General features: G+C 57.3%; 9 protein-coding genes. 2 read left to right on the forward strand and 7 right to left on the reverse strand.

Features of this window, described 5'->3' with window-relative positions:
* Position 1 precedes the first annotated feature (1 nt).
* The 3 genes from CO666_RS29090 to CO666_RS29100 are packed head-to-tail and all read right to left on the reverse strand — an operon-like array spanning position 2 to position 2330.
* Positions 2-637, reverse strand: a complete 636-nt coding sequence (locus CO666_RS29090) for a 7-cyano-7-deazaguanine synthase (RefSeq protein ID WP_097615490.1) — start codon at positions 635-637, stop codon at positions 2-4.
* Positions 634-1965, reverse strand: a complete 1332-nt coding sequence (locus CO666_RS29095; protein WP_097615475.1) for a nucleoside 2-deoxyribosyltransferase — start codon at positions 1963-1965, stop codon at positions 634-636. Before CO666_RS29095 ends, CO666_RS29090 begins: the two co-directional genes overlap by 4 nt.
* A 2-nt stretch (positions 1966-1967) precedes the next feature.
* Positions 1968-2330 (reverse strand): hypothetical protein, encoded by a 363-nt coding sequence (locus CO666_RS29100; RefSeq protein WP_097615476.1) that lies wholly within the window; start codon positions 2328-2330, stop codon positions 1968-1970.
* 727 nt (positions 2331-3057) lie between these two features.
* On the opposite strand from CO666_RS29100, the gene dgt reads away from it, so the two are divergent.
* Positions 3058-4482: a dGTP triphosphohydrolase gene (gene dgt, locus CO666_RS29105; protein ID WP_245436884.1), complete on the forward strand. Its 1425-nt coding sequence runs from the start codon at positions 3058-3060 to the stop codon at positions 4480-4482.
* 134 nt (positions 4483-4616) lie between these two features.
* Here dgt and CO666_RS29110 read toward each other — a convergent pair whose 3' ends face one another.
* The 4 genes from CO666_RS29110 to CO666_RS29125 form a co-directional block, all read right to left on the reverse strand.
* Positions 4617-4892, reverse strand: a complete 276-nt coding sequence (locus CO666_RS29110; RefSeq protein WP_097615478.1) for a hypothetical protein — start codon at positions 4890-4892, stop codon at positions 4617-4619.
* Positions 4893-5445: 553 nt separating this feature from the next.
* The gene (locus CO666_RS29115) at positions 5446-6048 is read right to left on the reverse strand and encodes a hypothetical protein (RefSeq protein ID WP_097615479.1); all 603 of its coding nucleotides are present in this window, start codon (positions 6046-6048) and stop codon (positions 5446-5448) included.
* Positions 6049-6191: 143 nt separating this feature from the next.
* Complete coding sequence (locus CO666_RS29120) at positions 6192-6494, reverse strand: hypothetical protein (protein ID WP_097615480.1); 303 nt, start codon at positions 6492-6494, stop codon at positions 6192-6194.
* Between the two features lie 219 nt (positions 6495-6713).
* A complete protein-coding gene (locus CO666_RS29125; protein WP_097615481.1) occupies positions 6714-7388 on the reverse strand; it encodes a hypothetical protein in 675 nt (224 codons plus the stop codon).
* A 321-nt stretch (positions 7389-7709) separates the two neighbouring features.
* On the opposite strand from CO666_RS29125, the gene CO666_RS29130 reads away from it, so the two are divergent.
* Complete coding sequence (locus CO666_RS29130; RefSeq protein ID WP_097615482.1) at positions 7710-10493, forward strand: bifunctional diguanylate cyclase/phosphodiesterase; 2784 nt, start codon at positions 7710-7712, stop codon at positions 10491-10493.
* Positions 10494-10776 lie beyond the last annotated feature (283 nt).

Consider the following 10776-nt stretch of genomic DNA (forward strand, 5'->3'; position numbering starts at 1 on the left):
GTTATTCGACCTTTGCCGTGGGATACGCGAGACCGGCGCTCTCTAGCGCATGAAGGCGCTCAACACAATTCGGACATGCACCACACGGAAAGATGCTAGCTGCCTGGCACGAGTATGTTCGGCCGATTGGAACGCCCAGGCGAATGGCCGTTTGCGCCACTTCGGCCTTCGATGAGTAGCGGAACGGGGAGGTGAACCGAACCGGCCCTATCTTTTCTACGAGGCCTTCGAGCTTATTCATGAATTCAGCCGTGCAGTCGATTTCCTTGGCGTGGTTGCTGTTGATGAACCCGGTATAGACCTCCAATACGCCCATGGTTTGGGCACGGGCTGCGGCCGCGGCAAAGAACAGCATGGTCCGATACGGAACGTAGAGGTCGTCGTCAGCGACCTTATCGTGCCAAAGATCGGCTTCTTTAATCAGGCGAGAGGACGAACCTCGGAAGATGTCAGAGATATCGAAACGCTCCGGTCTGCGCATTCTCGCTGGAAGGACCTCGTTCACCCGATTCCATTCCATCTCGACGCAATGCTGGCCGTAATCGAAGAAGACGGGGAAAACGTCCAGCCCCTCGAGAGAATAGGCGACGGTAGTGGAGTCAAGCCCACCCGAGGCCAATAAGATGACGCTTCTCACGGTGTTCCCATCCATAGTTTCGAAATCGTGACAAACAAGGCGTTCAAACTCGCATCGAGATCATCAGAGTAGCTCGCGCTTCCCCCAGTAACCATCGTGTTATTGTTCTCTCTACGCGGGTCGAAGGCAATCACCGGTTTGTTTCGAGCCAATGCCATTCCCAGCTCCACGAGCGTCCCCGGATCGCGTTCCAACGGAATCGCGAAGACCACATCGCACTTCTCAAGTAGTGCGACATCTGCCGCGAATGTCTGATGAAGAACGGCATCTGAGCTTCCCAACGGCAGCTCCCCATTCTCCTGGACCGGACGGCGCAGACGAAAGTTATGATACCGGAGCGCCTCGACAGCACGATCCACCTCGGGCTTGTGCACATACGTAAAGTCCGGCGCCGCCAAATAGATATGGAACCGCGGGCGATCATGCCACGGCAGGTTTGTGCCGCCGAGGTCACGGAGCTCATCCAGCGAAAGCTTCAGTTCCCTTTTCACATCCCTCCGGAAGTCATCGGGATAGGTGGTCTGCGAGTAGGCCGTGGCCGCCCTCGCACCGCGCCAGGCAGCGTCTTCCCATCCTTTGTGCCGAAAGCCAAGCATCACAGCGGAGTAAACATCACCAACGCCAACAGAATTGATTGTTGTAGACAAGATCGCGGGGATCAGTTCAGTCTTGCCCGCGCCTAAGTTGAACATACGACTTCCGCCACGGTTCTCCTTGAGAAGGAAGACTTCAGCGCCGAGGCTTTTGACGGCGTCGAGCATCGGAGTGATATCTTCCGACCCGATGCGCGCAAAGAGCGGCGACGACGTCGAGGTGATGACAGCACTCAGATGGCCTGAGAAGGCATCGAGCAACGAAAAGTCATCAACATCGTAGGCGATATCGAAGCTGAAGCGCGCGTCGGTCGCAACGAAGCGCTTTATTTCCGCGAGGGAGTAGCGTCCCGGGAAAATGAGGACTTCGCTATAAGCGGAAAGCGCGGTTCCCACGTCGAAGAATTTGACGGATTTTTCATCTCGTAAAAGGTCTTCGTAGCCCTGATCGGAGACTTCAGTTGCATCGCCGATAACCATGACGTTCGGGGAGCCAATAATTTCCCCCAGCCACACGAAATCCTTGCACCCGTGAACTGTAAGGAAATCCCGGGCTTGATCAACCAAATAGCTCGGGCAAACCGCGGCGACTGCATACGGCAGGTCGCAGGCCCAAAGACCGCGAGCAGCGTGGACGACGCCGCCAAGCCGGAGCTTGCACTCGACACCAGGTTTAGCGGTCGTGAAATCGACTATGATTTCGCCAACAAGTAGGAGTGGGTTGCCTTCCCCCATGGTTATTGAGCCGTGAAGTCGGCGGAGACATATGGAATCGGATGCAGGCCTGAAGCCGTCACGACTCCCACGTAGGCGTTGCCGTCCTTCATGCAGCCGGCAAGGTAGTTGAGTGCCGTTGGCAAAGCGCCAACCTTCGTGCCGTCTGATGTCACCGCGAAAATGCGGCCCTCATGGACAAGCGAAAGCTCGGTACCCGGGTTGGGAATAGTGGAGTTGGTAACGTAGAAATCGCATTGCGCGACTTCCTCAAGTTTACATGAAAAGGCTTGACGGCAGCGATCACTGCCGCTCGTACCACCTGTGCCGTCGGTTTTACTAGAACCGCTATAATCTGAGAGGTGGCCTGATCTTGAGCTTCCCATTTTCGACAATCCTCAACTGGCGTCAACGAAGATTTGCTTTGCTGCAACCTGAAGTGATTCTTCTCGATGCGCAATTGCGACTTACGCGTCCCTTTGCAAAAGCTATGTCGGACTGGGTTGCTGCTAGAATAATCCGACTTCAGCCAGCACGGATCTTACGCCCGGGGTGACCAATGCGCTGACCGGGTACCTCGGCCGGGTGGGATCTGATTGATGGACAGGAGCCGGTGAGGAGGGAGGCCTGAGCTTGGGGTCTGGGTGCGCGCGATTGTTGAGTTGTAGGGAGGGTAACGTCATGAAGGGAGATGGGAAGAAGGTGCCGCGCATTCTCTTCGCACGCGCGGACGTTTGGCTTTGCTGCTCCATCAGCGTCTTAATAAGTATTGTCGTGCGGTGAGGAACATTGGCGCCTCGGCCGGGCCGCTGACGCCGCCGAAGCTTACCCTCTTCTCCATTTGCCAGCGCTCCGACCTCTTGTTCGACGAATTCCTGGCAACAGCGCTATCTCCTGGGGCAGTGCCTTGTTCGCGCCGGTTACTCTTGAATTTTTAGGATGGCTATTATAGAACAAAAGAAGAACATTGTTATTTAGGAGGGATTGTCCCGTGGTCGCACGTCTGTTTGCGATTGCTTATCCATCAACATGGTTTTGTTGGCTTGCGGGGGGCGGCCAATTGACGAATCAGGGCCTTCCGCCGAGAACTTGGCCGACACAGGGGAATGGACATTGGGTGATCTGAACTGGGAAAAGCTGCTCAATTCGCAGCGCCGCAAGGACAAGGCCAAAGGAAAGAGCGCAGAACGCTCTGCCAAGACCGCCGAGCATCGTACCGAACTTGAGCGCGATCACGACCGAATTCTGTTCTCTACGCCGGTCCGGCGCATGCAAGACAAGACCCAAGTCTTTCCCCTTGACCCCCATGACAGTGTCCGCACCCGCCTGACCCATAGCCATGAAGTTGCCAACATGGCGCGCAGTTTTGGCACGGCGCTCGTGTACGTCTATCCAGAACAGTTAAATCTGCCAGAGAACCTCAGTGCGGAACGAAACGTCCCAGCGCTGCTCGAAGCAATTGGTCTTGCCCACGACCTTGGCAATCCACCGTTTGGCCATCAAGGCGAGGACGCCATCCAGTCATGGATGAAGGCTAGGGCACCAGATATTTTTGATGGGCTCGATGGAGCTGCGCTCAGGGAAGATTTCCTTAGGTTCGAAGGCAACGCCCAGGCGTTTCGACTTCTAACGCGCTTGCAAATCGTCAATGACTCTTATGGTCTGAACATGACCTACGCGTTCCTCGCGGCTCTAATGAAATATCCTAGTCCGTCGGACCGAGTGAACAAGAAGGTCCTGGCACGCAAGAAGTTCAACTATTTTCAATCGGAAGCCGATATCGCCAAGGAAGTGTGGGCGGAAACAGGTTTGGCAGAGGGTGTCCGGCATCCGATGACCTTCATCATGGAGGCTTGCGATGACATCGCCTATTCCGTCGTCGATGTCGAAGATGCTGCCAAGAAGGGCTTGGTAAACTTCGATCGGCTAGCGGGATTCCTTGAGTTCGAAGGGACTGGTGATGCATGCGTTGCTGCCGTCATCGCCAAGGCAAGGCAGCAGCACCAGGAATTTCGTGCTCAGTCTTTGTCTGCCGCCGAACTCGACGATATCACGATGCAGATGTTCCGGGTTAATGCCATCGGCGTTATGATCGTGGCGGCGACCAAGGCTTTTGCCGATAACTTGCCAGCCATAATGGCAGGTACTTTCGACAAGGAACTCATGGCCGAGTCCGATGCTAAGCGCTTGTGGGCTCTACTAAAGGAGTTTGCCGGCAGGCACATATATCCACACCGCCAGGTGCTGGAGGTAGAGTTGAAAGGGCATCAAACGATTCATGGGCTCATGGACATCTTCTGGGCTGCGATCATCAACCGGATAGATCCGCTTAATATAGGTTCGAAGCGCACCTCTCCCTTGCACAGCTACGTCTATTCGCGCATCTCGGAGAACTATCGGCGAGTTGCCGAATCCCCGGATAATAGCATGCCGATCCGCTACCGTGAATTACAACTGATGACCGACATGATGTCGGGTATGACGGATAGCTTCGCGATTTCGCTTCTAAAGGATCTGCGTGAGCGAGGGGCGGTATGAGCGCTGGCCATCATGTTCGGGACCGTGATCTAAGTAACGACATTGCCGACTTCATCAGAGGATCACAAGGCGGTGAGATTGGCACCCTGGTCGATATTCTGAGCGGTGCTGGCGATAGCGCAATTTTTGGCGGTCTACCACGTGATTTCGCGCGAGAGGGGCGCGATGCCTTCAACTCCGATGTCGATGTGGTGGTGGATGTTTCGCCGGACGTGTTGGATACCCTGCTTGGCGAGCTTGGCGGTCAACGCAACCGCTTTGGCGGATACAGGCTCCAATACGGTCGGTTCGATTTCGACGTGTGGGCGCTGCAATCGACATGGGCTGTAAGCAATGGCTACGTGGCAGCGCACTCGCTGAACGATCTGATCAAGACCACGTTCTTCGACTGCGATGCAGTTCTGTTCCATTGTCGCACGCTTGAAATCACAAGTTCAGACCGGTTCTGGGCAAGTATCAAACACGGTGTCGTCGATATCAATCTCGAAGCCAATCCCCATTATATCGGGACGCTAGCACGCACCTTGCGGATCTTGTTGGATTGGCGTCAGGACCTGAGTCCTAAGCTTACGAGCTATCTGGCAGAGGGCATGGCTCGCAACGGCGGCGAGATTGTGGACTATCTTGCTCGCAACGGCCTTGGGCGGCGCCTGGCAGCGGGAAGCGATCCGGATGCTGTGATCTTGGAGTTGCACAAACACGTGGCGGTTCGATCGTCTTGCAATTGCAGCCCGCTTCCCTATGGCCGGTACCTCTCAAAAACCAACAGTGACATAAACCGGTTGATCTCACTCACAACCGATTGCCTAAAGCAATCAGACTCTCCGAATATGCCACTGGGAAGGAAGTTGACATGGCCAAGCTCAACCAGATGGTCGCCATCGACTCGCGACGACAGAGTGGTAGGCAGGGAGGGAGCGCCCAGTGGGCTTTCTGGGACGATAGAGGGGACACGATGTCCCCCTAGTTGCCCCAGCCAATTTGGAACCGATCAAATCGAACCTCGCTCAACGGCTGGTTGGAGGGGCCTAGCCTTACCGAACGAAGAACCAGATGAAGCTCGGGGGAATAGTATTGTTCGAAAATAATCGGCGGCAATTCCGTCAGTTTCAGACGGCTGTTGATGGCCCAAACTTTGTAGGAACAGGATGCAATCGTTTCCTCTCCCAAGCCGTCGAACCGAATAAAAGTCGTGCCCGAATCGGATTTTTTGCCATTGATGAAAAGCGTTGTGTCGGATTGCCAGTTCTTCTTCTGCGGTAGATCGTCCAACGCAATCGCATTCGCGTATTTCAGCTCATGCGTCCCGTTGGCACTCACTCTCTTTTCGACGAGCAAGGGGTGCAGATAGACAGCCGACACCGGCTGCAGTGAGCCGTCGCGCTCCATCAGCCGTTGTTCGGTGAGACCTGGGCCGTCCGGCTTGTAGAATACGGAATAGAAAGGCGCTTCTCGGGTCAGCAGCACGCCCTGTTTGGTCTCATTGGCGGTCAAGCAATTGCCAAAGGCTGGCACTGCCAAAATTATTCCGACCAGTAGCGACAAACTTCTCAGCAAGATCGACATACCAGATACCTCTCATCCAAATCCGCTACCCACGGTGCTGGGATGAAATTGCTCCATCTTGTTCAAGCCGTCCCATCCACTCGGCTGTCTTCATCCAGATCAAACCGGCAGATACTTACTCTTCTCCAATAATTTGCCGACTGCTACCGTCCGCAATCGACACAATGTTTGATAATTCCCATTAGACCCAAAGCAAAAGATATCGTCAAAAAAGAGCTTATCGCCACCCCAAAAGGCATAATGATAAAAAACTTCGCTTTCGGCTTCGCCAGGAAGCGATCATGTGCATAAGTTCCCCAATAGACCTTGGGGCCGAAGTCTTTGCTGAAATCGAAGCCGTTCTTGCGGTAAAAAATGATCGATGTGATGCACCAATACCAGCAATAAGCGCAAAGGCCGTCCAAGAAGCAGAAGGGCAGCCACAGTTCAAATTGATCTTCACTCAATCAAGATTCCCCATCATGCCGAGCTCGCTGCATAAATCCTTGTAACCTCTCCATGTCGTCGTCGAGGTGGCGGTCATGGTGCCTGGCCTGGCCATAGTTCTTTGGTGCGATTCTCGCAGCAGGAATCATACTCGATCACTGCATGCTTTGTGGGAAGTGCGGGATAAAAATAATGGGCGCAGCCGCCGGTCATCATTCCTCTGCTGCAATGCGGAGACCCTATTTCTTTTTGGAAGTTAAGTTGGCTCTCGCGTATGGCCCGCGCAGCGGCTCTCGCACCGCTGATATGTTGAGGTTCTTTCTGATGATTGCGCATAGTTCGATGGCCATAACGTTCTCAGGATGCAGCAAGGTCTGCCGCTCGGCTTTGGTTTCTCCCAAATCTTCGGTAACGACTTCATACATATCCGCTATTTCCATCCGTGGAATCGGCTGGCGGAGTTTTCCATCCTCATAAGCAACACGCAGAGCCTCTTGATATTGCCGATAGGCCTCATTCACGCTGGGAATGGTCAGCGCTTGGGAAGAGATGTCATTCCGAATAAACTCCATGCACCCTCGCGGATAGCGATCGCCCAGGGCATCAATGACATCGCCTGCCCTCTTCATTACCTCGATTGCAGAAGCGTCGCTGGCAGCCGAGAATGCCGCTTGGCTGTATTTTCGAAGCATATCGAACGCGGCCTTCAACGCGCCATCCTCGTCTCCTGCCTGGGACTTCGCGTTTATCTCCCTTGCTTCATCCATATGATCCGTGAAAATCGCGTGGGCAAACGGGTTGGTGCTCGCAAGGTCATTCATTATCTCCTCGATCGATCCTGGCGCTGCATCTTGTGCGATCGCTGCTGATGCGAGAAACCCAACCCCCGCACATAACGACAAGAAATTTTTCATCCAAACCCGTCCCCACTTTGCAAGTCCTCAAAGACCTATCAGTCCATGGTGACGCCGTCGGCGTCAATGTGGCTGTCTGCTGGTTGATCGGCTATCCGCAGGTCCTGCCCCCGGTTGTGGCGGGTAGGGCAAGCACCATTTGGCCGGATCTCGCCCTCAACGCTTGTCGAAGATCCATTCACCATATCAAGACACCCACCATAAACCTTAATCCCGCAGCCCGCCCGAACACCCGCATTTCCGCACCCGCCGCCCGCTTCACTTCAACCTTCCTTAAGCGCCCGCTGATTAGCGTGCCCCCTCAAATCGAGGGCCTTTTCCATGTTCACCGTTCTGACGTGCGTTACCGAACAGCATGATCTCGCGCTGGTCGGTCTCGCGGGTTTGATCTGCTTTCTTGCCAGCCATTGCGCGATGCTTCTGCTCGATCGGGCGATGTCGTCGGCGGGCGCTGCGCGGTGGGTTTGGCTGATGACGGCGGGGGCGGCGGGTGGCTTCGGGATCTGGGCGACGCATTTCGTCGCCATGCTGGCTTATGACCCCGGTGTCGTCGTCGGCTATCATGCCGGCCTGACGCTGGTCTCGCTGCTGGTCGCGATGGTGGCGACGACGGGCGCCGTCGCGGCCAAGATGGCGTATGAGCGGTGGACGGCGAATATCATCGCCGGCGTGCTCTTCGGCGTCGGCATCGGCTCGATGCATTTTACCGGCATGCTGGCGATCGAATTCCCGGGGCAGATCGCCTGGGATAGCGGCTTCGTCACCGCGTCGGTCGCTCTCGGCATCGGCTTTTCGGTCGCCGCCTTTCGGTTTGCGGGCAGGGGCGAGCGGTCGCTTCCGGGTCAGCTCGCGCCCACACTTCTGTTGACGACAGGCGTCGTCGCCCTGCATTTCACCGCGATGGCCGGCGTCACCGTCACGCCCGGCATTGTGGCGCTCGATCCGGCGACGCTGCTTTCGCCGGCGGTCATGGTGGTCACGATCGCCGCCGTTACCTTTTCGCTGCTGGCGGCCGGGTTCGCGGCCGCGATTTTCGCCGTGCGCTCGGAGGCGAAGACCGCCAAGGCGGAGCGCAATTTCAAGCTGCTGGTGCAGGGCGTGACCGATTACGCCATCTATATGCTCGACCCCCATGGCAAGGTCAGCAACTGGAATGCCGGGGCCGAGCGCGCCAAGGGCTACAGCGCCGATGAGATCGTCGGCAAGGATTTCTCGCTGTTCTATTCCGAGGAAGATCGCCGCAAAGGCCTGCCGCAGCGGGCGTTGGAAACGGCGCGTGCCGAGGGCAAGTTCGAAGCCCAGGGCTGGCGCTATCGCAAGGACGGCTCCTCCTTCTGGGCCTATGTCGTCATCGACGCGATCCATGACGAGACCGGCGCGCTGATCGGCTTTGCCAAGATCACCAAGGACAACAGCAAGCAGAAGGCGGATGCCGACCGGATCGAGGAGGTCACCCGCAATCTCGATGTCGCGCTCGAAAACATGGGGCAGGGCATCTGCATGTTCGATGCGGATGAGCGCCTGGTGCTCTGCAACAAGCGCTATCTCGAAATCTTCAAATTTCCCGAAGGGTCGGTGCGTCCGGGCATGCCCTACCGGCAGATCGTCGACGTCGGCTATGCCGCCCATGCCGAAAACCCGGCGGAAGCGGCGGCGCGGGCCGAGGCTCATTATATCAGGAACATGGCGCTGATCCGGGGCGGGGCCGGCAGCGCGGTGCACAAATATCCGAGCGGCATATCCATCCAGCAGAACGTCAATATCCTGCCGAACGGCGGCTGGGTCGTCACTTTCGAAGATATCAGCGATCGCGTGAAGTCCGAGGAGCAGGTCGCTTTCCTCGCCAAGCACGATGCGCTGACGGGCCTGCCGAACCGGCTGCAGTTCGGCGAGCGCGTCGCCGAGGAACTGATGGTGGCGGACCGGCTGAGGGGCAAGGTCGCGGTCATCGGCATCGATCTCGACAAGTTCAAGGAGGTCAATGATCAGCACGGCCACGGCACCGGCGACATGGTGCTCGTCGAGCTGACGCGGCGTCTCGGCGAGGTGCTGCAGGAGGGCGAGTTCATCGCCCGCTTCGGCGGCGACGAGTTCGCCGCGACCAAACGCTTCGACGATTTGAGCGTCCTGCATGATTTCATCGCGCGCCTGGAAAGCGCGCTCGGCGGCATGATCTGCATCGACGGCTTCGAGATCAAGACCGGCGCCAGCCTCGGCGTGGCGCTCTATCCGAGCGATGCCGAGAGCGTTGACGGGCTTCTCGCCAATGCCGACCTTGCCATGTACCGCGCCAAGCAATCGCTGCTGCAGAAGGTCTGCTTCTACGAGGCGGCGATGGACGAGACCGCGCGCCGCCGCCGGGCGCTCGCCAACGATCTCTGGGCCTGCATCGACCGCAACGAACTGCATTTGCATTATCAGGTGCAGAAATCGGTGCGGACGGGCGAAATCACCGGCTACGAGGTGCTGCTGCGCTGGCGCCACCACGAGCGCGGCAATATCCCGCCGATGGATTTCATCGGCCTTGCCGAGGAATGCGGCGCCATCCTGCCGATCGGCGAATGGGTGCTGCGCGAAGCCTGCCGCGAGGCGGCAAGCTGGAACAATGGCCACAAGATCGCTGTCAATCTCTCGCCGGTCCAGCTCGGCCACGCCGACATGGCGGCCGTCATCTCAGGCATCCTCGCCGAAACCGGCCTCGATCCGCGCCGTCTCGAAATCGAGATCACCGAAAGCTCCATTATCATCGACAAGGACAAGGCGCTCAGCACCATGCGCGAGATGAAGGCGCTCGGCGTCTCGATCGCCATCGACGATTTCGGCACCGGTTATTCCTCGCTGGAAACCCTGCGCTCATTCCCCTTCGACAAGATCAAGCTCGACAAGAGCTTCATGGCCGAGGTCGAAAGCAACGCCCAATCCAAGGCAATCGTCCGCGCCATCCTGGCGCTCGGCCGCAGCCTGGAGGTGCCGGTGCTGGCGGAAGGCGTGGAAACCCAGGCACAGCTCGACACGCTGTTGGAAGAGCAGTGCGACGAGGCCCAGGGCTACCTGCTTGGCAGGCCGCAGGCGATGGGCGAGGCGGTGGTTGGGAAGGCGGCTTGAGCGCGCTTTGACGGTGGCGCTTGGGTTTGACCGCGACTGTGCATTCAGGGCCTGGTAAACCCCTCCCCAACCCCTCCCCACAAGGGGGAGGGGCTAACCCGGAGCTCCCGCCTCGTCCCACTCGAAACGTCGCAGATATCGAAAACGGGGGCGGCAGGTTAAGCCCCGCCCCCTTGTGGGGAGGGGTTGGGGAGGGGTCTTGGGCAGTGAACGACCGGGTTGATGGTCGACAGTTTGGACCGGGATGATACCTGACAGTTTTCATTCTGTCGTGTGTGCTGCT

The organism is Rhizobium chutanense, assembly GCF_002531935.1.
GTDB classification, from domain to species: domain Bacteria; phylum Pseudomonadota; class Alphaproteobacteria; order Rhizobiales; family Rhizobiaceae; genus Rhizobium; species Rhizobium chutanense.